Consider the following 22,814-nt stretch of genomic DNA (forward strand, 5'->3'; position numbering starts at 1 on the left):
AATGAAAAATAGAAAAATTCTTTTGCTGAAAGTGTAAGAACCACTAATCAACTTTTGAAGTATCTATCATTCCTATATCAGATTTGGGTAGTGAATTTAGCTTTTCTCATTACCGTGTATCACAAATTTCCCTCAATCATTCCCCGCCTGAATCATTTTTGGCGGGGATTTTTGAATGGTGCCCTTATTCATGGCTTATTTGCCTAAGAGCTTGCTCAATCTCTTCTCCTGATATGTTTTTTACTTTTTATCTACATCAAAACTCATTTTAAAAATGTTGAAAATCACTCCAAACCAAAAAATATCCTTTAATCAAAATGCTGTTTTTGAACTTGTTCTTTAAGGTATTCTTTCAACTCCTCGCCCTCTAATACCTCTACTTCACCCGGAAGTCCTAAAATAAATCTTGCCAGTCCGGGCAATTGGGGCACCTCTCCTTCGAAAAAATACAGTTTCCGGTTTTTCACATAAGTATGTGGCTTGGCATCCGGAAATTCCTCGATCATCAATTGGTAAGCTTTTTTGCTCAACTTAAGTTTGACGGCAAACTGGCTTTTGCCCGAAAAACCAAATAATCCCGGCTCCAGCTTTTGATGCAGTGACTGATGCTTCATAGGTTTGGAAGTAAGTTGCACCTCTCCTATTCTCTCGATTTTGAAAATTTTCATCTCCTTGGATTCTACCTCCAGCGCGTAAATGGCATCATAATTTTTGTTGAACTGAACCGGTTCAATGAGACGGTCGGACACTGAATCCGAACTGAGAGAATAATAATCCTTAAGATAGACTTGATTATTGTCCTTGATGGCCCTGGAAAGCATGTCCACAAACCTGCCCAAGCGCGCATTGAAAAGCTGATTGACGCTCTGATTGAAATCTGAGCGGATGTTGATCTTTTTAAGAATGGAATCTTTAAGCAGGTTTTTGTCAGAAGATTTCCCCAATTTTTCATTGATCAGTAGGATTTCTTCCTCACTGAAGGTGCCATAGGCATATTCATCTGGACTGCCTACCTTATCTACCAGCCTGAATTTGCCATGCTTTTTCTCTATATCAAACCCAAGCGCCTCCAGCAATTTAAAATACCGGTAAATGGTCCTCGTATCTGTCTCCAGAGTCTCAGCCAGTTTATGTACATTCTTACCTATATTGGACTTAAGAAGGTTAATCAGCTTGAAAACCCTTAAAATTTTTTGTTGCTCGATGGTATTTGCCTTTGCCATAATGAAGATTTAAAGCCAAAAGATAGTACATTTAAGCATCAACTTAATTGCAATTGACACATAATGTCCCAAAATCATTCTGGCATGAACCCTCATTTTTGAGTGGCCTCTTCTTCCTTTTCCTCTATTGGTGGTTGGGATATGACGGGATTACTTTTACGGACGATGTTACCTACCTGAAATTTGGCAAAAGCTTTTGGAGCGAAGAGCCTTTTCCCGATAACAGCTTATTTGGTCATAGGTGGGGCGCATATTTGGTTTCTGGATGGCTTACATACCTATTTGGATTTTCTGATCGTATAGGTTCATTGGCTTCACTACTTTTTGTGTATGCCACCTTTATCCTGCTTTATAGAGAAGTGGCAGGGCAAAAAGAGCGAATTTGGTTTACCCTTTTTTTCTGCTCCCATGTGTTTATGCTGCACTTCATCAATAAAGTTTATCCTGATACTTTACTGGCATTTTGGATATGCCTATTGGTGGTCTCACTTTCCAAAAGACATCAATATCCGCTAGTTATGGCCATCTTAGCGGCTATATGTTTCATTGTGGGTTTTTCCACCAAAGAATTGATGGTGTATATGATCCCCATGCCAATACTACTTTTCATATTTGATTGGAAGGTAAAAAATAAGTTGACTTATCATGCCTATTTTACTTTAAGTTCTTTTGCAGTATTGATGATCTATTTTATTTCCTATCAGTTAATTATGGGAGATTTTCTTGCAAGGTTTAGAACATTGGATGAGGGGTACTACATTTCAGAATACACCTTTGCAGACAAAGGAACGGAAGTCATGCTCGCCCGTCTGACGTATCTTCCTTTGATTACTTTTGTGGAGCGATCGTATTGGATTTGGCTTGTTTTGGCTGTCCCGGGGATCATTAAAGCACTTCAAACAAAAGCCAGTTTCTTCCTTGAAATGGGTCTTGCATTACTGAGCTTATTGCTATGCTTTTGGTTTATGAGCACCAGCCTCGGCTTTTACAATCCTATTCACCTCAACCCAAGGCACCTTATTATTCTGATACCACCTGCAAGTGTTTTGATCGCCTATGGTTCGGACAGATGGAAGAAATACAAAACCCCTTTACTCTTTCTATTTATTTTGGGCTTGACGATCAGCTTACTTATAAATGATTGGAAAATGGGAGCATATCTTGCGGCATTTACGCTTGTTTTTTTTATGGTACTCAATAAAAAAAAATCGGTATGGGCAATCTTAGTTTTTCTGATCATACCTGTGAATTACAGCATCTATTACCAGTACCAAAACAAGAATTACACTCATTTCAAATCAACTTTAAATAAAGAAATACAAAAAAATGATAATCAGAATATAATATATATCAATTCATTTGTTTTTTTTGGAAAAAACTGGATCATATCTTCTTCAAAAAGTGAAGGAGACGCACTGAAAAACATTGAGACAGTTCAAGAGGAAGAAATGAAAAACAGCAGTTCATTTCGCTTGCTTGTATACAAATACTACCTTCACGCTTACCCGGAGGAAGCTGAATTTTTAAAGGAATTTCAACACCTGGCCAAAGAGCTGGGTTTTGAGGAAGAGCTGGTACAGGAGGACTGTTGGATCAAAATCAGTAAATTTCAAAAAAGACCCTGAATTACCTTCTTTTACCTGTAGCAAAAACCCTGTTCACATTGAAGCCCAAGCGAAATTCTTCTCCCGGAACACCATTTCCGGCAGCCAACAGATATTGATCATTTAGTGCCTGTGAAGTCACAAAATACATCTGAAACACATGTCCCCCTGCCTCTAAATCAATCCCCACTCCAAGATTGCTTCTAAGATCAGAGTTCAAGTTAGGGATATATTGCAAGGTGATGGAAGATTTTCCTGTAATCTTAAACTTTCCACTAAAACCCAGAGCTAGGTATAAGTTTTGATCTCCTTCGATCAGGAATATTGGATTGGGATCGGTAAAGTAAGCCATCATGGGACTTACCTGCAGACTGATTTTGTCCGAAAATCTCCGTGCCGCCATCAGCTGAAAGGCATAGCTAGTTCTCTCCATGAAGTTTGGATTGGCTTCATTCAAAAACTGATAATTTGACGAATTTACACCGGCGGCACCCATCAGAGAAACAGAGAGGGGCATTTTATCATTTTGTGTTTGCTTCAAGAGATGGTACCTTCCGTATAAGTTGTACATTTTGTCCCTGCTCTGACGGGACATACCAAGGGAAAACCTGTCATTGAATCCATACTCAAAACTGAATTGGATATTGGCACCATTATCCAGACCAAAAAGGTTCTGTATACCTCCATCCAAAGTCCCAAAGGTATGCATAATGGCAAAATGCAAGGTTTTCTCATCTACAGGTTCCACCGTGAAAAGATTGATACTTCTAGGGGCATGAAAAATCAGGTCTACTTCCTGACTTTCATTCGCAGGTTTTCTTTCTAATTGGGCAATTGAGCCTGAAACAAAGGCAAAAGTCAACAATAGGGTGATCAGCAACTTTCTCATCATTTCTTCTTCAGTTTGGCCTTGATAGTGACAGTCTGTTCTTCAGACAGTTCATAAAACATTACTTTAGGTATATCTATTTTGTAATCGCCAAGCAATACCTTGAATTCTGCTTCTAGTTCCAAGAAACTATCATTTAATTTTCTGATTTTCCCAGGAACTTCGATTTCCCTCTCAACTCCATGAATCTTGAATTTCCCTTTTGCAGTTACATTTCTTGATTCACCTTGCTTCAACTCAGGGCCTTCGGCTATTTTCCCTGTAAATTCGGCATAAGGAAACTTGTTAGTTTCGAGATAATTCTCCCTCATGTGCCTATCTCTCAAACCTATTCCTGTTTTAAGGGTATTAAGGTCAATGTAAAAGTCCAAAAGATTTTTGTTAAGATCCACAAGACCCTGAAGCTTATTGGATTTTCCTTCAAACTCATTCATTGGAGCTTTGGAAAGAAAAACTACTGATCCATCTTCAGTAAGAAACTCTTGACCGAAAACATTTGTAGAACAAAATATTAATACAAAAAGAAGATTAATGAAATGTCTCATGAGACATTTACGGTTAAAGTCCTTCCTTCTACATTTGCTGGAAATGTCCTGAGAGGTGTCAGGGCCGGTCCCTGTAAAACTGCTCCATCATTGGAAAACCTGGAACCGTGACAGCTGCATATAAAGACATCATTGTTGTAGGACCAATTTCTATCACATCCCGAATGGGTACAGACGGAGGTAAGGGCATTGAAGCGGCCACCACCAACATTCACGATCAACGCACGCGCTTCAATTACAAGTGCCCAACCTCCTGCCCTGTCCAGAGCTTCCGCTCTATCAAGATCTACTGTTATAATGTTATTTGCAAAAGTGATGGCGTTTCCACCATTCTCGGGTGGATTGTCATTCATCATTGGCTCTTCATCTTCTGAGCAAGAGGTGAAAAATCCTATGCCGAACATTGACATTATGGCGACGGAGCCTGATTTTTTCAGAAAGTCTCTTCTTTGAGAAGAGAGCTGTCCACTTTTGATTGTTGGGATTCCTTTCATGGTTACATGTACGAGTGAGGTGTGATCTCCAGATTATCTGAATTCTCAAAAAAAGAAACATGTAATACAAATCATTGTTTTTGCCTGTAAATGAACTGAAAAATTTTGAGTTCAAATATGGAAAAAACGAGAATCAAAAATGCTTTCTATTCAAAATTTCACTCATCACCACAGCATCTTTCACAGTTTCAGGGTTTTTCAAAAGAGACTTATACCTGTTGACCTGTACTTTATCCTCCAACTCCTCTACTTCAATGGAAGCTTTCAACCCTTCCAATTCTGCATCTAAGGAAACCTGCTCATCAAGTGTTTTTAGCTTTGGTTTGTCCTGTGCCTTTACTTCACCCTGAAACTTTTGAAACGCTTTGGGCTGATTAGCCACCGGTCTTTCATAGTTTCTTTCTTCATACACAGGTTCCGGAGTTCTTCGCTCAATTTTTCTTTCTTGTCTTTGGGCTTGATCTTCTAGCGTCTCGCCCTGACCTGATTGTTCCAGATCACGTTCCCGCTCTTTTTGTCCTTCCCTGATTTCTTTAAGGAGATCTTCGAAAGAAGTCTGTCTGCGGGGTCTTTCGTCCTGTGGAGCACTTGGTTCATCTATATCTTCCGGACCTTTTCCTTTTTTGAGGGCAGTGTAGATAAAGTAGATAATTATGGCAATGATATAAATGATATTCCCTGCGTCCATAGTAAAATTTTGATGTTAAATATACACAATAATCTTTTGTACGAAAATTTTAAAATATTGCTTATTTAAATTCAAGGACTGATTAATTGTTTCAAAAAGCAAGCAAATTTCAAATAAAATCAATCTGGTATTCAGAATAAACCATTGATATTCAAAGCCCTTTTTACATTCACTTGGTTAATTTACCAATTGGATTAATTTTGTTCGATAATCCATTTCAATTTGCTGTAGGATGCTGCTGAGTAAGCTAGAGATAAAAGGTTTTAAAAGTTTTGGAGACCGTATGGTGATCCATTTTGACAAAGGAATTACTGGAGTCGTAGGGCCAAATGGCTGTGGTAAATCAAATGTGGTCGATGCCATACGCTGGGTCTTGGGAGAACAAAAGACCAGGATGCTGCGCTCAGATAAAATGGAGAATGTGATTTTCAACGGTACCAAAAACCGTAAGCCTACCAATTTGGCCGAAGTATCCCTAACTTTTGAAAACACCAAAAACCTACTGCCCACAGAGTTCACCCATGTCACCATCACACGGAGGTATTACAGAAGTGGTGAAAGTGAATACCTTCTTAATGGCATAGCATGCCGATTGAAGGACATCACTAACCTTTTTATGGACACGGGAATCAACTCCAATTCCTACGCCATCATCGAACTGAAGATGATTGATGAGCTTCTCAATGACAAAAACAACTCAAGAAGAGACCTTTTCGAGGAGGCGGCAGGAATTTCCAAATTTAAGACCAGAAAAAAGGAAACATTGCGGAAGCTCGAGGATACCGATGCTGATCTCGAAAGGGTCGAAGATGTGCTCTATGAAATTGAAAAAAACCTCAAAAGCCTGGAAAAACAAGCCAGGCAAACCGCCAAGTATTTTGAAATCAAAAAAGAGTACAAAGAAGCATCCATCAATCTTGCCAAAAAATCGGTCAGCAGACAAAGTGAGTCACTGATTTCCATCCATAAAAAAATAGAACTGGAAAATGACAAGAAACTGGAAATCAATACAAAAATCGCAGAAAAAGAAGCTTTGCTTGAAAATGCAAAAGCCGATCTGATCCAAAAGGAAAAACTGCTCTCCTCAAGGCAAAGAACCCTGAATGAGCATGTGAATAAAATCCGGCAATTTGAAAGTGACAAAAAAATCAAAAACGAAAGGTTGCGGTTTTTGGAAGACAGAGCCCAGAAACTCCGTGAACAAATAGAAATTGACCGAAAGTCAAATGACAGGGCAGGATTCAGCATCAGGTCATTGGAGCAGGAAGTAGAAAGTGCCAAAAAGCAACTTGCCGAAAAAGAGTTTATAGTAGAGGAATTGAGAAGGGACTACGAGTCCAAGAAATTCCAACTGAATGACCTTCAGGAAAAACAAAAAAATGCCAACCGCTCTTACGCTGAGAAGAAAGACAAGGTATATCAACTCTCCAAAGATCAGGAAATAAAACAGATTCAGCTTAGCACACTCAAGCAGGAACTTGAAAAAACCGCTTCAGATGACAATTCCCAAGAGGCCAGTCTGGCTGATTTTGAGGAAAAAATCGTAATCCTCAAAGATGAACTGGACATTCATACAGAAAAGCTGAATTCACTCAAATCCAAAGAAGAGGATCAGTCCCAAAAAATCGAAGAAACCAACCGCATCATTGAAATGATCCGGGAAGAGGTGACGCAGCTTTCCAGAAAATTGGATGCCAAGCAAAATGAATTCAACCTCACCAAATCATTGGTGGAAAACCTTGAAGGCTTTCCTGAAGCCATCAAATTTCTTAAGAAAAATTCCTCTTGGGGAAAAGATACTCCCCTTCTCTCCGACATTCTGACCACAGAGGACAAATTCAGGGTAACGATAGAAAACTACCTGGAAGGCTATATGAACTACTATGTGGTAGAGACAGAGGAACAGGCCATTTCTGCGGTCAACCTTTTGAGCGATGCAGCGAAAGGAAAAGCCAACTTTTTCGTATTGGAGCATTTCAAGAAGTTTCAACCCACGCAAACCAAGCTTTTCCCAAATGCCATTCCAGCCACGGAAATAATCGAATATGATGAAAAATACGGGAAATTGATCAGCTTCATTCTGGACAATACCTACATCGTCAAGGGAGAATACAAGGATTTTCCAGAGGACAGCAGCGCAATTTTCATCACTGAAAGTGGAAAATTCACTAAGAGGAAATTCAGCATTTCAGGAGGTTCTGTCGGTCTTTTTGAAGGTAAAAGGATAGGTCGGGCCAAAAACCTGGAAAAACTTGAAAAAGAAATCAAGGATCTCAACAAAAAAGTATCCGGGACAAGATCCAATCTGGATACCAAGATAACTGATCTTCTCAAACTCAAGGAAGTGAGTTACAAAAAGGAAATCGAACAACTTCAACAAGAGATCAATGAAGTCAATCAGCAATATGTATCCATCAGAACCAAGAAGGAACAGCTTGCCGAATTGCTGGATTCCAATGCCAATAAAAAAGAGGATATTCTGGAAAAAATCGAAAACCTACAATCCAGTTTGGAAGAAATAGGACCATCGCTAGAAGAAGAGAGATCAGCTTTTGAAGCTGTAGAACAAGAACAGGAACAGCTTAACAGCATACTGGAAGAAGAAAGTGAAGAGTTGAGTAAGAGATCTCAGGCATTCAACCAGGAAAATATACTTTACCATCAGCAGGTCAACCGGGTCAATAGCCTTACCCAGGAAATAGAATTCAAGAAATCGGCATTCGAAAGCAGTAAGGAAAGAATAGAAAAGTCCCAAAATGAACTTTCGGTCACAGATCAGGAAGTCCGCTCTCTGATCGACAACAATGAAATCAAAGACGATGAACTGATAGAGTTATACTCAGAAAAAGAAGGCATAGAAAAAGGTGTCAATGAAGCTGAAAAAGACTATTATGCTCTTCGTGGAGAAATAGATACCGCCGACAAGCAAATCAGAGAGCTACAAAAAAGCAAAGAATCCCTTGACACCCTGATTCAGGAGATGCAGCAGACCATGAATGAGGTAAAACTCAAGCTGGCAAGTCTAAAGGAACGCCTGAGTGTGGAATTTGAAATTGACCTCGATCATCTCATGGAGGAAAATCCGGAAGTGGATGCCGAATATCTGGAATTGAATGAGGAAGATATCAGAAGTATTGTCCAGAAAGCCAAAGACAGATTGGAAAAAATAGGTCCCATCAACCCTATGGCTATGGAAGCTTATGATGAGATCAAGGAAAGACATACCTTTATCTTAGCTCAAAAAGAAGATCTGGAGAAAGCCAAAAACTCCTTAGTGGAGACCATCAAAGAAATTGATCAGGTGGCAAAGGAAACCTTTTTGGATGCCTTCGGCAAAATCAAGGAAAATTTCATCAAGGTCTTCCGGTCTCTGTTTACCGAAGAAGATCAATGTGATTTAACACTTTTGGATCCGGATAATCCTCTGGAAAGTGCCATAGAAATCATGGCCAAGCCAAAAGGAAAGAGGCCTTTGACTATCAATCAACTGTCAGGAGGAGAAAAAACCTTGACCGCTACTTCCCTACTCTTTGCTATCTACCTGCTAAAGCCAGCACCTTTCTGTATTTTCGACGAAGTGGATGCACCCTTGGATGATGCCAATATTGATAAGTTCAACAACATCATCCAGACCTTTTCCAAAGAATCCCAGTTTATCATTGTGACCCACAATAAACGTACAATGGCCAGCACGGACATCATTTACGGGATTACTATGATTGAGGCAGGTGTATCCAGGGTGGTGCCTGTTGATCTAAGGGAGTTAGCATAAACATGTTCACTTTGTTAAAAACACCTTAAAAGGACATTCTTACCATTTAAGTTAAGTGTTAAACACAAAATTCCGTTTGAAATTTACATAAAATATATGTACCTGATTTTTGCATAATTTTTGGACAATTTTATATATCATAAACCAAAAAATAACAAAAATTATGGGAGTACCTATTATTTCTAATGTTGTAAATGGCATTAAAGGTGGCGTTAAAGCTACTTTAAAAGGCACTGCGGACACTGGAAGTGTTTTGGCAAACTCAGTTAAAGATATTGCTGTCACTACTCTGCGAGGAACTGGCGAGCTTGTAGTAAAAGGACTACAGGTACCTGCTTCGATCGTAGCAGGAGCATTTCAGGGTGTAGCAGATGTTGGTGTTTCGGTTGTAAAATCAGTGCGAGGCATCGTTAATGGCACCATTCAAGGGGCTATGGATTCAGGTGTGAGTCAGAAAGATGCTGTCCAAGGAAGTGTTAGAAAAGCAATTGAATCTGCCAAAGACTTGGGTGAAGACGTTGCAGAGGTCGCTGTTGAAGCGGTGAAAGGAGCTGTCAATGGCGTCAAGCAAGTTGGAGGAGATTCAGTAGCTGCTGCCAAAGATGCCATTATTGCTGCGCTTGAAGCGGCTAAAGAGATTGGTGGAGAAACAGTGGAAACCGTTAAAACAGCATTAAATTCCAGTGTTGATGGCGCCAAAGATGTCTTGAATGAAATAAAAAAGTAAACCTGAATTTACTTTTTTTTCACAAAAGGGGGCAAAAACGCCCCCATTTGTGTATATGGATATATTTAAATCAAATTATAATTTACTCTTTATTTCACCGAAATATTTTTTGTTAAAAACGAATAAAAACTAGGCTTTTAAAATTTGATTGACTAACTTTTACGCTGATAATTTTCTTCAATTAAACTCAATAGGTATGAAACCACAGTTCTATTATTGTTTGGCCTTTGTCCTTTTGCTTTTTGCCTGTAAGCAGGAAGAGGCCATTGACACCAAAATCATCATTGCAGGACAATTCGAAAACCCTGGAGAAGATACCAAAGTCATCTTGTATTTGGATGAAGAAATGGCCAATGAAACTGTAGATCAGGATGGGAAATTCAGGCTTGATTTAGATTCCGATGAAAGCAATACTTACATGTTTATCGCCGGGAGAAATAGGATTCAATTGTTCTTAAGCCCTGGTGATAGTATTTATATTTCCGGCGATTTGGACAAATTTAAAGAAAGCATCAGCTTGGACGGTGACCGAAAAGCCGAAAATGATTACCTCAGGGCAAAAACGGATTGGGAAATGGAAAGTGGAATTGACAACACCATGGAATTTATGAAACTGACCAGAGAGGAATATTTCGAAAAGAAAGATGCGTATTTTTCAAAGCAGAAAGCAAATTATGAAAGTATAAAAACATCAGTAGACTTTCATCCTGAATTTGTAAGTTTGGAAGAGGCATATTTTGAATACAAACCGCTTGCTTATGATTTGGAATATCCAATGTATCATGCCTATCTCAATAAAATCAGCCAAGATTCAGTGGATTTCCCAAAGGAGGAAAGCAAGGAAGCATTAAAAAAACTGGACTTGAAAAGAACCGATTTGCTCAATTCCGAACCCTACACTTCGCTTATTTTACGTTTGATTCAGGAGGAAACATCGGCTATAATGAAAGCAGATACTGCTACCTTCCAAGGTCAGGAAGGCTATACCAAAGCTCGTCTATTGGCCATGGACAAGGTTGTGGAAGAACAAAAAGTTAAGGATAAAATATTTTTCATTGGGCTAAGCCAGGAAATGAGTTACAGAGGCCCTGTTCATTTGAAAGAATCCTATGAAAAATTCATGGCTGAAAACGAAAGCCCAAAACTAGCCTCAAAACTTCAGGAAATACATGACAAATGGGAACCTATCATGCCAGGTAAAGAGGTTCCTGATTTTTCATTTGTCAATATAGAAAACGAACCCGTACAATTAAGTGACCTGAAAGGCACTCTTGTCTATGTTGATATATGGGCTACATGGTGTGGGCCGTGCATAGCCGAGCATCCTCATTGGGACAAAATGAAGGAAGAATACAAAGACAAGCCTGTTTCTTTTCTGACCATCTCCATTGATGACAACAAAGAGCCTTGGGAAAAGATGGTAAAAGCCAAAAATATGCAGGGTTTGCAGTGGTTTACTGAAAATGCCTGGAAATCGGATATTGCCCAGCATTTCCATGTCAATGGCATACCTCGCTTCCTGCTTCTTGATAAGGAAGGTAAAATAATCGACCCTTCAGCGGACAGACCATCTGGAGCAATTAGAGAAACTTTGGATAAATACCTATAAATAAAAGCGGGGATTCCCCGCTTTTTCTAAATCCTCGCCTGATAGGTATAAAGTTGGAAGTATCTCCCCTCCTTTGCAATAAGTTCATCATGCTTTCCTTTCTCAGCAATTTGGCCATTTTCTATGACCAGAATCTGATCAGCTTGCCTGATCGTACTCAATCTGTGAGCGATCACAAAAGTGGTTCTCCCTCTCATCAATTCCTTTAGGGATGCCTGAATAAGTGACTCACTTTCTGTATCTAGATTTGAAGTAGCCTCATCCAGTACAAGAATTTTCGGATCAGCCAAAATTGCCCTGGCAATGGCTATCCTTTGCCTCTGGCCTCCGGAAAGCTTGACACCTCGTTCCCCGATAAGCGTGTCCAATCCATCTTCAAACCTATCCGTGAACTCCTGTACATGAGCCGCCTTAACAGCTTGCATCAGTAATTCGTCCGATGAATCCGGTCTGGGAAAAAGGATGTTTTCCCTAATGCTTCCTTCAAATAAAAAGTCATCCTGAAGTACCACACCCAGTTGGGAGCGGTAAGAATCCAGAGTTATTTTTTGCAGGTCATGTCCATCCACTGTAATCAAACCCGATTCGGGATTTAAGAATGAAGCTGCCAAACCTGCTATGGTTGTTTTTCCTGAACCTGAAGTTCCGACCAAAGCAGTGACAGAACCCGCAGGCGCATGAAAACTCACTTGCTTGATCACATCTTTGCCTTCCTCATAGGAGAATGACACATCCTGAAAGGTAATGTCCCCCACTATATTGGGCAAGGAAACCGTACGTTGTCCACCAGCATTTTCAAGCGGGTAATTCATGATTTCCTCTGTTCTGTCAAGCCCTGCAAATGCCTCCGTAAACTGACTGCCAATATTACTCATCTGCACTATTGGAGCGATCATAAAACCAAGGTAAAGGGTAAAAGCCAAAAAATCCCCAAAAGTCATTTGACCATCCATGATCATGTAACCGCCAATGCCCATAATGCCGGCAGATGCCAATCCCAGCAAAAATGTAGCTGAAGAAGTGACAAAGCTGGTAGCCGTGAGGCTGGCTTTGACATTTTGAAAAAGTTTATCTACTCCTTTTTCGAAAGTGGCGATTTCCTGTTGTTCGGCATTGAAGCCTTTGATTACCCGGATGCCACCCAAGGTCTCTGTAAGTCTTCCTGTTACTTCTGCATTGATTTTTCCCCTTTCCCTAAAAATGGGTCTGATTTTCCCAAATGCCTTCAGAGATATCAACCCAAAAACTACCACTGGAACCAATACATAAAGCGTCATCAAAGGACTGATATAAATAAGCAAACCAAGAGAAATAACAGCAGTAAGCACTCCTCCTACCATTTGGGCAAAACCAGTCCCCACCAGATTCCGAACACCTTCCACATCGGTCATGATTCTCGACACCAACTCACCTGTCTTAGTATTGTCAAAAAACCGGATGGGAAGCTGAATGATATGCTGCTGCACCTGCGACCTTAGCTTGGCGATCAAATGCTGCGCTTCCACGCTCAATATCTGGGTAAGGGCATAAGAAGTGACTGCCTGAACAGTGATCGCTGCCACCACTCCCAACACCAGCCATTTCAACAGCTGCAAGTCATTGGAAGGGATGACATCATCTATCAGTATTTTACTCGCTCCGGGCAATACCAACCCTGAGAGCCGGGATAAAACAATCAAAAATAAGCCTAAAAACAAGTGTATTCTTCTGGGCCAGATTATGGTTTTGAAAACATGGGCCATGGTCACCCTATTTTCTTTATTTGCTTTCTTAGTCATATTTCTTTTAAAGATCGTTTCAAAACACCTCTCCTCCTAAAATAAGTTCTGTTTTGCGATAGCTATTTTTAGGATTATCTTAAGCGCTCTTTAACAATTCCATTCAATGAACTCATATAAAGCATCTTTCCTTACAGTATTTTCAATCTTGCTTGGTAGTCTATTCATTTTCTCTTGTTCTAAAACAACTGAAAAAGAGACCACTGGACTCAGTCTTTATGTAGGAGTTTCCAAAGCCCAAATCAATCCTGAAATGGGAAGTTATATTGCCGGAGATGCGCAAAATAGAGTCTTCACAGGAATTTTGGACAGCCTTTATGCGAAAGCCGTAGTGATGTTTGATGGGGAATCTTCATTGGCACTCGTAACTGTAGATTGCATAGGCCTGATGTATCCAGATCTGATCAAAGTTAGGAGTGAACTTTCCAAAATGGACTTTCCTATTCCATTTACCCCTGAAAGCCTCGTAATCAGTTCTACCCATACCCACTCAGGCCCAGATGTGGTAGGGCTTTGGGGGAAAGATTATAGCCAATCCGGTGTAAGTCCTCAATATCAGGAGTTTTTGATCAAAACAATCTCAGATCAAATCTATCTGGCTGCACAGCAACTGACTCCGGTTCAAGCCTCGTATGCCGAAACCAATCATCATTTACCTTGGGTAGAAAATATTGCAGATAAAGAGATTGACCACACTGTAACTTCTATTCAGTTCAAAGATCATGAAGACAGAAATATTGTCACCTTGACCAACTTTGCCTGTCATCCTACTTATTTGGATGCAGTAGTCTCTGAAGTTTCAGCAGATTACCCAGCTGGTTTTTATAAAAAAATGGAAGAAACCCTGCATGGTGAACATCTCTTTCTTCAAGGTGCCATAGGAGGATGGATTCAACCCAATAACAAGGACGGACAACATAGCACCGCATTGGCGAGTGGAGAAAGTCTGGCAGAAACAGTAATCAAAGCTTTTTCTGAAAAATCCAGATCTCTGAAAGGTTCAAAAATTCAATTCAGGAAAAATTATGTGGATTTTGAGGTAGAAAATGAGACTTGGAAATTGTTGGCTGCTTCAGGCCTTATAGACAGAGAGGTTGACAAAACAGTAAATTCCGAGATTGCCTGGTTCTCTATTGGTGAAGCGCACTTTGCCACGCATCCAGGTGAGACGGCGCCTTTCTATAGCTTGGAAACCAAAAAGCTAATGCCTGACGGCCCAAAGTTTGTCTTAGGACTGTCCCAAGACGCTTTAGGGTACATCAATAAACCCGAAATGTTTGAGAATCCAGACCTTCCCCACGCAGACTATCTAACCAGAATGTCCCTTGGAAAAAATACAGCTCCCAAGATGATGGAAAACCTCAGAATTCTCTCCAATTCTCAATAATGATGAATTTCAAGAGAGGATTTGCCTGCCTTTAATTCTATATTGGTAAATTTCAGGCAAATTCGAAGAAAACATCAATGAAGCATTTAGAAGAGCTTTCAAAGATCAGCGAGGAGGTAATAGATACTTTTGGTAATTTGTCCGGAGAAGTCTTAAATCAAAGACCTTCTCCAGAAAAGTGGTCAATTGCTGAGAATCTATCCCATCTGATTCAGGTCAATGAAAGCTATTTTCCCCTATTCAAAAAAGTAAAAGAAGGTACTTTCCAAGCTCCTTTTATTGCCCGCTTTGGATTTTTCTCCAAGCTATTCGGTAATATGATCTACAATTCTGTATCTGATGGAGGAAAAAAGAAAGTGAAAACTTTTCCAGCTTGGAAACCAAAAGAAGGAAACAAACCTGAAATAATTCAGGAATTTTTGGGTCATCAAAAAGAGCTATCTGAAGAGATTGTTTCTATTCAGCCATTTTTGGAAAAACAGACCATTATCCATTCACCGGTGAATAAATTGATTGTGTATTCCTTAGATCAAGCATTGGACATTATTTTGGCCCACGAATGGCGACATTTAGATCAGGCTAAGGAAGCTTTGAAGCAATTGAAATGATTCCTTTCAAAAATATCTAAAACATAAAAACGCTTTTTTGAGACATTCCTTTAGGTAAATATTCATAATTTGCGTGAATTCATAAACCGAGTAAAACCGACAAGATGCATTTTGACTTAAAAAAAGATATACTGCCACATGTACTGGGCATTCTTGTTTTTTATCTGATTGTACTGTTTTATTTTTCCCCGGCCGTATTCGATGGAAAAATCATTTTCCAGTACGATATCCTTCAATGGGAAGGTGCTGCTAAGGAAATCCTGGACCACAGGGCAGAGACAGGTGAGGAAGCTTTATGGACCAATAGGCTTTTTGGTGGAATGCCGGCATACTTGGTGAGTTTTGAAGTCCCCGGCGACATCACCAATTTTATCACAAAAATCCTTACCCCTGGACTTCCACATCCTATCAATTCCCTCTTTTTCGGAATGATAGCCATGTACATACTATTATTGTCCTTCAAAGTCCGACCAGCCTTTTCAGTAGCTGCGGCTATTGCCTTTGCTTTCAATACTTTTCACATCATAAGCTTGGATGCAGGACACAATGCCAAAATATGGGCCATTTGCCTTATCCCGTTGATTCTCGCTGGCATTCATTTGGCTTTTGATGGAAAAAAAATACTGGGATTGGCTTTGTTTGCTTTTGGGCTTCTTTTACAGTTGAAATTCAATCACCTTCAGATCACATACTACACTGTCATCATTGTATTGATATACGGTTTGGGAAGAATGCTTCAAAGCATCAGAGAGAATGGATTGCCTGATTTTGGAAAAACCATGGCCATTCTTTTAATAGGATTATTGATAGCAGTTGGTGGAAATCTGAGCCGTTTCCTGACTGTATTGGAATATGGGAAATATTCTACGCGGGGCACAACCAACCTCAGTAGCCAAGAAGCATCTCAGGATGGATTGGACAAGGATTATGCTTTTAATTGGTCTCAGGGAAAGCTGGAAACCTTGACACTTCTGGTTCCTAACCTTTATGGACCAGGAAGTACCAAGCCTTTCCCCAAAGACCCGGAAACCGAAAGGGTTCTCCGATCCAACAATATTGATGTCGCCCAGGTAAAAGACAATATCGATTATGCCAGAAAATACTGGGGAGACCAACCTGGAACTGGTGGACCTATTTATGGAAGTGCCATCATGCTGTTTCTTTTTGTGCTGGGTATTCTTTATGCTCCCAAACCATACAAAGGTGTTTTTATTGCCATAGCTCTGACAGGGATAATCTTAGCTTGGGGCAAGAATCTGCAGGGCCTTAATTACTTTCTGTTTGATTACCTGCCTGGCTATAACAAGTTCCGTGCAGTTACTATGGCTTTGAGCATGTCGCTTTTTGCCATTCCTTTATTGGGCGCATTGGGCCTGGAATATCTTTTTAGAGGTCAGGAGGAAAAACAAGCCATCAAATCCCTTGGGATAGCCTTTGGCCTGACAGGAGGATTGGCTTTGTTGTTTTGGTTATTTGCCGGCGCATTCAGTTTACGGGCACCATTTGATGACAATTTCCCTGAGTGGCTTGTGGAAGCATTGAAAGAGGACCGTAAAGCCATATTAAAGGCAAGTGCAATAAAGAGCTTTTTGTTGATTTTGGCAGCTGCGGCATTGATTTGGGCTGCTGTGACACAAAAAATCCAAACCTCCATTCTTGGTATCGGACTTGCTATACTGGTTACATTTGACCTATGGTTTATCAACAAGCTGTTTTTGCAGGAAGATGATTTTCAAAACAATCCATCGGAGCAGTTTTTTGCCAAAACTCCTGCTGATGAAAGTATACTTAGGGATCAGGATTATTTCAGGGTATTGAATATCAATAACCCTTTCAATGATGCCAGGACAAGTTATTATTTCAATTCAGTGGGTGGATACCATGGAGCAAAAATAAAACGCTATCAAGAGCTAATCGAAAATGCACTGAATCCTGAAATTCAGGATTTTATTGCAAAGGCACAAGAAGGTGATTTCAATTGGCTGGGCTTGAATATCCTGAATATGCTCAACACCAAATATATCATGGCAGGAAGAGCAGAAAATGCTGTCTTTGTAAATCCGGAAGCCAACGGACCTGCATGGTTTCCTCAGGAGATCATTCCTGTCCAATCTAATGACGAGGAAATGGAGACCCTCCGAAATACAGATACCAAAACAAAAGCCACTGTCAATGACAACGAATTCAGCAGGGTAAATTCAGGAAGCGGAATGGTCACCCTCTCCAATTACAGCCCTTCCAAACTCGAGTATGAGGTTCAGGCAGAAAAAGGCGGATTGCTTGTATTCTCAGAAATTTACTACCCTAAAGGTTGGGTAGCCACCGTTAATGATCAGGAAGTAGCTATCATCAGAGTCAATTACCTGCTTAGGGGAATTGAAGTCCCTGATGGAAATTCAACCGTGAAAATGAGCTTTGAGCCGGGTTCTTATTACAATACTAAGGCATTGGTGGTCATTTTCCAATACCTATCAGTTTTGCTTCTTTTGGGGAGTATTGTGCTGACTCTGCGAAAATCAAAAGGTAATGGTGAAGCCTAAAGCACTGATTGTGGCGCCTTCCTTTCAGTCCTTTATTTTACAGGACCTAAAGGCCTTGTCGGAAAAATACGACCTTACCATCAACCATTACAATTGGAAAAAGAAAGAACTTGCCCCTATTTACCTGATCCGGCAATTTTTTCATCTGTTGGTAAATGTACCTCAATCAAGATTCATAATAATACACTTTGGGGGGTACTGGTCTTTTTTCCCGACCTTGTTAGGAAAGGTATTCGGTAAACCCTCCTATATCATTCTACATGGGACGGACTGTGCTTCTATTCCTGAGCTGAATTATGGAAGCCTGAGGATTCCATTGTTAAAATTCTTTTGTAAATTTTCTTACGATTGGGCCACCTTATTACTCCCGGTAAGCAGTTCTCTTGTCAGGCACAGTAATGAATTTTATAGGCAAACTCCTCCTTTGAGCTCAGGGTTTGCCCATCATTTTCCAGAACTAAAAACGCCTTATCAAATTATCCCTAATGGATTTGAGGTAGAGTTTTGGAAAACACCATCTGGAAATCAAAGAAAAGAAGGTTCCTTCCTTGCTGTTCTTTCGGCCGAACAGTACATTTTGAAAGGGGTTGACCTAATTGTTGAGTTGGCCAAAAGATTTCCTGAAAACACTTTTAAAATTGCCGGTTTTGATAAACCAATCCGACAGCAAAACCCAAGTCCAAATTTGGAATTTCTGGGAAAATTATCTCCTTCAGCTATGCGTTCTGCCTATCAGCAGAGCAGCTTTTATTTCCAACTTTCTGTTTTTGAAGGTTTTGGATGTGCTTTGTGCGAAGCAATGTTAAGCGGCTGTATTCCCATTGTTTCGTCAGTTAATGAACTTCCGCACATTGTAGGAAATTTTGGTTATATACTTGGAAAAAGAGACAGTAACCAACTTGAAAAAATCATTAGAAAGGCATTGTCCTCTCCTCCAAGTGCTGAAGACAGAATTGCTGTCCGTCAGAGAATAGAAAGTTTGTTCCCTTTTGAATACAGAAAAAAAAGGCTTTTGGAAGTCTTGCCGAAATAGAACTGCATGGAGAGATTGGCATCAAAAATATCACGGCACCTCTACCTGATTCCTGGTGGTTATTTTATCGTTCAGCTGATGAAGGCTTGCTTTTCCCGAAAAAATGGAAGCAACACTGTGCGGACTTTTTCATTTCGTGGGATCACAATGAAAGTAGATACGGCCAAATCCATGGGCTCGGCGATTTATTGGCGGGGTGCCCACGATTGGGCTCCTATTTTTGTCCTGGAAAAGCACATACAATCCGATGACTGCATCATTGACATAGGTGCCAATCAAGGAGAGTATACGCTATGGGCAGCACGAAAAGCAGGCAAGAAAGGCAAAGTGGTCTCCTTTGAGCCTATGGATCAGCTTTTTGATACTCTATTGGAAAACATAAGTTTGAATCCTTCTTTTTCCGACCATATCATACCAATTAAAAAGGGGCTTTCGGATAAAGAAGGCCAGTTGAGCCTTTATGGTAAACCCGGAGACAATGAAGGCGTTAACACCATGTTTCCCACTCCTTCCCATACTGAATTGATACAGGAGATCGCTTTGGATACCTTGGACCGTGAATTGGACAAATTACATTTGTCAAAAGTATCCCTGATCAAACTGGACGTGGAGGGTGCAGAACTACAGGTTTTGAAAGGATCCAAAAAGACGATTTTGGCCTTTAAACCAAAATGGATCATTGAAATCAATGAGGAAGCCTGTCAGGCAGGTGGCTATACTTCTCAGGATATATTGGAATTTTTAAAAGGGTTTGGGTATATATTTTATAAAATCGGACTTAGAGGCAAATTGTCGAAAATTGAAAAAGTAGAGGATGCTTTTGTAAATATCCTTGCCTTACCTTTAGAAAAGCAAATATAAGAGCCTGTCAAGATAGATGAAAACGGTAGCCAAACAAAGTATTCTAACCACCATTTCTTCTTACATAGGAGTATTAATAGGTTACTTCAATGTACTTTGGCTCCTACCCTATGCACTCAGCCCGGATCAGATCGGTATTTTCAGAACCATTCAGGACATGGCTTTGCTGTTTGTTCCTTTTGCCCAGTTGGGAATCGGAAATGGCATCACCCGTTTTTATCCCAAAGTAAAATCCCATCAATTCGCATTCTTCACTATGAGCCTACTTATAGGCGGGGTGGGATTTATTATTTTAGCATCTTTATTTTTCATCTTTCGGGAAAGTTTAGTAGCTGCTTTTGCTTCCAATTCACCAGAAGTGATAGACTTCTTTGGCGTGGTTTTATTCATCACTTTTTTTTCTGTTTTGAACTCCATTTTGGATGCATTCTGCAGATCCTTTCTCAAAATTGCCGTTCCTACATTTTTCAGAGAAGTAATTTTAAGGCTGTTGGTAGCTATTTTGATTCTACTGTATCTGGCTGGATGGATGGAGTTTGGTATGTTGATGTATGGATTGGCAGGCGTTTATCTGATTACCCTAACCGGTATGGTAGCATATATGAAAGCCAATGGGATTTTCGCTTTAAGATTTAGCTTTGGAAGTTTTCCTGAGGGTTTTGTAAAAGAATTTCTCCAGTATAGCCTGATCACTTTGCTTGGTACCACTGGGGCACTATTGATCATGAAAATTGACAGTCTGATGGTAACGTCCATGATAGGACTTGAGGCAAATGCGATCTATACCATCGCTTTTTCCATTGCCATAGTGATAGAAATGCCGAGAAGAGCAGTATCACAAGTAGTCATGCCGGTAATAGCAGAACATTTTGCCAAAGGGAGATACCCGGAAATCAACAAACTATACAAAGATGTAGCTGTTCATCAGACCTTGATCTGTCTCCTCCTCTTTCTTGGCGTGTGGGCCAACATCCATAACCTATATCATTTTGTCCCCAACAATGAAATTTATGAAGCCGGAAAATGGGTTGTTTTTTGGATTGGAATGGGCAAAATCACCGACATCTTTTTTTCAGTCAATGGTGAAATCATCGTTTATTCCAAATATTATCTCTTCAACATTACCGCGACCCTTTTGATGAGCATTGCTGTCATTCTGCTTAATATATTTTTGATACCGGTTTATGGTATTGAAGGTGCTGCTGTAGCTTCATTTATGGCCATGCTGCTGTACAATGTTATCAAATACATTTATGTCAAAATCAGGTTGGGTTTTGATCCTTTTTCAGTAGACGTTATTAAAATTTTGATTTTGGGTGTTGTGATTTTTTTTACCCAACATGTACTATTACAAAATATGGAGTCAGGTATTACGGATCTTCTGCTTAGGTCTGTGATCATTTCTGTACTTTATTTGTTGGGCGTATATTTTGGAAAAATCGCTTTGAAAAGCCAAAAGGAAGTCATTAAAAAAATAAAAGGGCTCAGGCCTTAGAGTGTTACCAAACCTCTTTATAGACAAGATTTGAGCTGCCTGAAGTCCGCAAACGTCCACTGTTATCCTGCATCTGAGATACGAGGTCCTGTCACGATGGTAATCGGAACAGGATGAGGCCTGTTTTTGGAAAGGGCTTCACTCGGTATTGTAATTTAATTGTGAAGTTGGAACATGTCAGCGACCTGAGCCTTGGACAAATATACGGAATATTGTTGCAATCGTTCGAAGGCAGTTTGTATTACCTTATTATCAAAATAAAAGACTTTTGGAGAATGTTCATTATTTAACCTCTACCTGTAACAACTGCCAAAAAACATTTTGTAGGATGACTTTAAACACTAATTTTATTGCGTAAAAAAATAATTGAAATTATTGAAAAACATTTAGATCAGTTAAATCAACTATTGGAGCGTGAATATTTCCATTTCACCGAAATATTTTACTGTTTTAAAAAAAATAAATCTTGACTATCAAAATATTATTTCAAAAACATATACTTTTCCTTGCGTTAAACAGTTAATTTTGCATCGAGAAACGGCACTATCCCCATGTATCAAATCAAAAAACTAATCGTTTGTCTGGACAGAAGTGAAATGGACGAGACCCTTGTCAGATTTGCTTCATTTATTTCCAAAGTCAACCAAACCAAAAAAATCTACTTCACCAATGTCATCCGCAACCTGAATATACCTAAGGATGTGTTGGAAGAATTTCCCAACCTGATTGACAATATGGTTGAGGAAAGAAAGGCCCAGATGAAGGCTGTGGTAGAAAAATCCTACGGAGAGATCGACTCTGCAGAATTTTCTTTTGTGGTCAAAGAAGGTCAGCTTTCTAAGAAAGTACTTAAGCTTGCACATGAAAAGTCAGCCGATATGATCATTGTAGGTAGAAAAGTAAACCTTCCGGGAACGGGTGTGGTATCACAAAGGCTGGCGAGAAGAGCGTCTTGTTCTCTTTTGATCATTCCAGAAAACTCAGTCCCTAAAATTGATAGACTTCTGGTTCCCTCTGATTTCTCGGACTACTCAAAAGATGCGCTGGAAGAAGCCATCCTAATCGTAGAAAAATATCGTAAACAGGCAGAAATTGTTTGTCAGAACGTTTTTACCGTACCTTCAGGCTATCATTTTACAGGAAAAAGTTATAAAGAGTTTACCAGTATTATGAGAATGCATGCGGAAATCAATTTCAAAAAATTTATCCGCAAAATAGACACCAAAAACATCAATATTACTCCTGTATATACCCAAGACGAGGATGACGATCCTGTTGAGGATATTCTGGCTAAGGCTAAGGAAATCCAAGCTGACGGAATCATCATAGGGGCGAAAGGAAGAACTGCAGCAACGGCTCTTTTTATAGGAAGTATGGCCGAGCGACTTATACAGCTCAACGACCAATTCCCTTTATTGGTGACTAGGCCAAAAGGCAAAAATGCAGGAATTCTGGATTATATTCTCGAAATCTAAAATCTAATGACAGGACTTCAGGTCCTGTTTTTTTTTATATATTACCAAAACTCCCAAAAGGAGATTAAACCTAATAGCCCTATACT

Annotated in this window: 17 protein-coding genes; 11 read left to right on the plus strand and 6 right to left on the minus strand. The window is 39.8% G+C overall.

The features are described 5' to 3' along the window. Nucleotides 1-308: 308 nt before the first annotated feature. The gene (locus EGN73_RS10075) at nt 309-1,223 is read right to left on the minus strand and encodes a helix-turn-helix transcriptional regulator (protein ID WP_219289012.1); all 915 of its coding nucleotides are present in this window, start codon (nt 1,221-1,223) and stop codon (nt 309-311) included. A 53-nt stretch (nt 1,224-1,276) separates the two neighbouring features. Here EGN73_RS10075 and EGN73_RS10080 point away from each other — a divergent pair, with 53 nt between their 5' ends. Beyond that, the gene (locus EGN73_RS10080) at nt 1,277-2,848 is read left to right on the plus strand and encodes an ArnT family glycosyltransferase (RefSeq protein WP_219289014.1); all 1,572 of its coding nucleotides are present in this window, start codon (nt 1,277-1,279) and stop codon (nt 2,846-2,848) included. Nucleotide 2,849: 1 nt separating this feature from the next. Here the strand turns inward: EGN73_RS10080 and EGN73_RS10085 are convergent, their stop codons facing one another. The 4 genes from EGN73_RS10085 to EGN73_RS10100 form a co-directional block, all read right to left on the minus strand. Continuing rightward, a complete protein-coding gene (locus EGN73_RS10085; protein ID WP_246611537.1) occupies nt 2,850-3,719 on the minus strand; it encodes a DUF5777 family beta-barrel protein in 870 nt (289 codons plus the stop codon). Continuing rightward, nucleotides 3,716-4,261, minus strand: a complete 546-nt coding sequence (locus tag EGN73_RS10090) for a YceI family protein (RefSeq protein WP_219289016.1) — start codon at nt 4,259-4,261, stop codon at nt 3,716-3,718. The genes EGN73_RS10085 and EGN73_RS10090 overlap by 4 nt, the downstream gene beginning before the upstream one ends. After that, the gene (locus EGN73_RS10095) at nt 4,258-4,755 is read right to left on the minus strand and encodes a QcrA and Rieske domain-containing protein (RefSeq protein WP_219289019.1); all 498 of its coding nucleotides are present in this window, start codon (nt 4,753-4,755) and stop codon (nt 4,258-4,260) included. The genes EGN73_RS10090 and EGN73_RS10095 overlap by 4 nt, the downstream gene beginning before the upstream one ends. A gap of 133 nt (nt 4,756-4,888) precedes the next feature. Next, entirely contained in the window at nt 4,889-5,443 is a 555-nt protein-coding gene (locus tag EGN73_RS10100; RefSeq protein ID WP_219289022.1) for a hypothetical protein, read from the minus strand. Nucleotides 5,444-5,675: 232 nt separating this feature from the next. On the opposite strand from EGN73_RS10100, the gene smc reads away from it, so the two are divergent. The 3 genes from smc (at nt 5,676) to EGN73_RS10115 (ending at nt 11,551) form a co-directional block, all read left to right on the plus strand. Next, entirely contained in the window at nt 5,676-9,215 is a 3,540-nt protein-coding gene (gene smc / locus EGN73_RS10105) for a chromosome segregation protein SMC (protein WP_219289025.1), read from the plus strand. Nucleotides 9,216-9,378: 163 nt separating this feature from the next. Further along, entirely contained in the window at nt 9,379-9,942 is a 564-nt protein-coding gene (locus EGN73_RS10110; protein ID WP_219289028.1) for a hypothetical protein, read from the plus strand. Nucleotides 9,943-10,138: 196 nt separating this feature from the next. Beyond that, the gene (locus EGN73_RS10115; protein ID WP_219289031.1) at nt 10,139-11,551 is read left to right on the plus strand and encodes a TlpA disulfide reductase family protein; all 1,413 of its coding nucleotides are present in this window, start codon (nt 10,139-10,141) and stop codon (nt 11,549-11,551) included. Between the two features lie 26 nt (nt 11,552-11,577). Here EGN73_RS10115 and EGN73_RS10120 read toward each other — a convergent pair whose 3' ends face one another. After that, a complete protein-coding gene (locus tag EGN73_RS10120; RefSeq protein ID WP_219289033.1) occupies nt 11,578-13,329 on the minus strand; it encodes an ABC transporter ATP-binding protein in 1,752 nt (583 codons plus the stop codon). Nucleotides 13,330-13,435: 106 nt separating this feature from the next. Here EGN73_RS10120 and EGN73_RS10125 point away from each other — a divergent pair, with 106 nt between their 5' ends. The 7 genes from EGN73_RS10125 to EGN73_RS10155 all read left to right on the plus strand — a co-directional run bounded on the left by EGN73_RS10125 (nt 13,436) and on the right by EGN73_RS10155 (nt 22,728). Further along, nucleotides 13,436-14,716, plus strand: a complete 1,281-nt coding sequence (locus EGN73_RS10125; RefSeq protein WP_219289036.1) for a neutral/alkaline non-lysosomal ceramidase N-terminal domain-containing protein — start codon at nt 13,436-13,438, stop codon at nt 14,714-14,716. 77 nt (nt 14,717-14,793) lie between these two features. Continuing rightward, nucleotides 14,794-15,324 (plus strand): DinB family protein, encoded by a 531-nt coding sequence (locus tag EGN73_RS10130; RefSeq protein ID WP_219289039.1) that lies wholly within the window; start codon nt 14,794-14,796, stop codon nt 15,322-15,324. Nucleotides 15,325-15,428: 104 nt separating this feature from the next. Continuing rightward, nucleotides 15,429-17,864 (plus strand): YfhO family protein, encoded by a 2,436-nt coding sequence (locus EGN73_RS10135; RefSeq protein WP_219289042.1) that lies wholly within the window; start codon nt 15,429-15,431, stop codon nt 17,862-17,864. Next, the gene (locus tag EGN73_RS10140; protein WP_219289045.1) at nt 17,851-18,897 is read left to right on the plus strand and encodes a glycosyltransferase family 4 protein; all 1,047 of its coding nucleotides are present in this window, start codon (nt 17,851-17,853) and stop codon (nt 18,895-18,897) included. The genes EGN73_RS10135 and EGN73_RS10140 overlap by 14 nt, the downstream gene beginning before the upstream one ends. 6 nt (nt 18,898-18,903) lie before the next feature. Further along, on the plus strand, nt 18,904-19,758 hold the full coding sequence (locus EGN73_RS10145; protein ID WP_219289048.1) for an FkbM family methyltransferase: 855 nt from the start codon (nt 18,904-18,906) through the stop codon (nt 19,756-19,758). Nucleotides 19,759-19,774: 16 nt separating this feature from the next. Further along, entirely contained in the window at nt 19,775-21,253 is a 1,479-nt protein-coding gene (locus tag EGN73_RS10150) for an oligosaccharide flippase family protein (RefSeq protein ID WP_219289051.1), read from the plus strand. Nucleotides 21,254-21,804: 551 nt separating this feature from the next. Beyond that, nucleotides 21,805-22,728, plus strand: a complete 924-nt coding sequence (locus tag EGN73_RS10155) for a universal stress protein (protein ID WP_219289053.1) — start codon at nt 21,805-21,807, stop codon at nt 22,726-22,728. Nucleotides 22,729-22,814: the final 86 nt, after the last annotated feature.

The sequence above is a fragment of the Arthrospiribacter ruber genome, assembly GCF_019343195.1.
Taxonomy (GTDB): Bacteria; Bacteroidota; Bacteroidia; order Cytophagales; family Cyclobacteriaceae; genus Arthrospiribacter; species Arthrospiribacter ruber.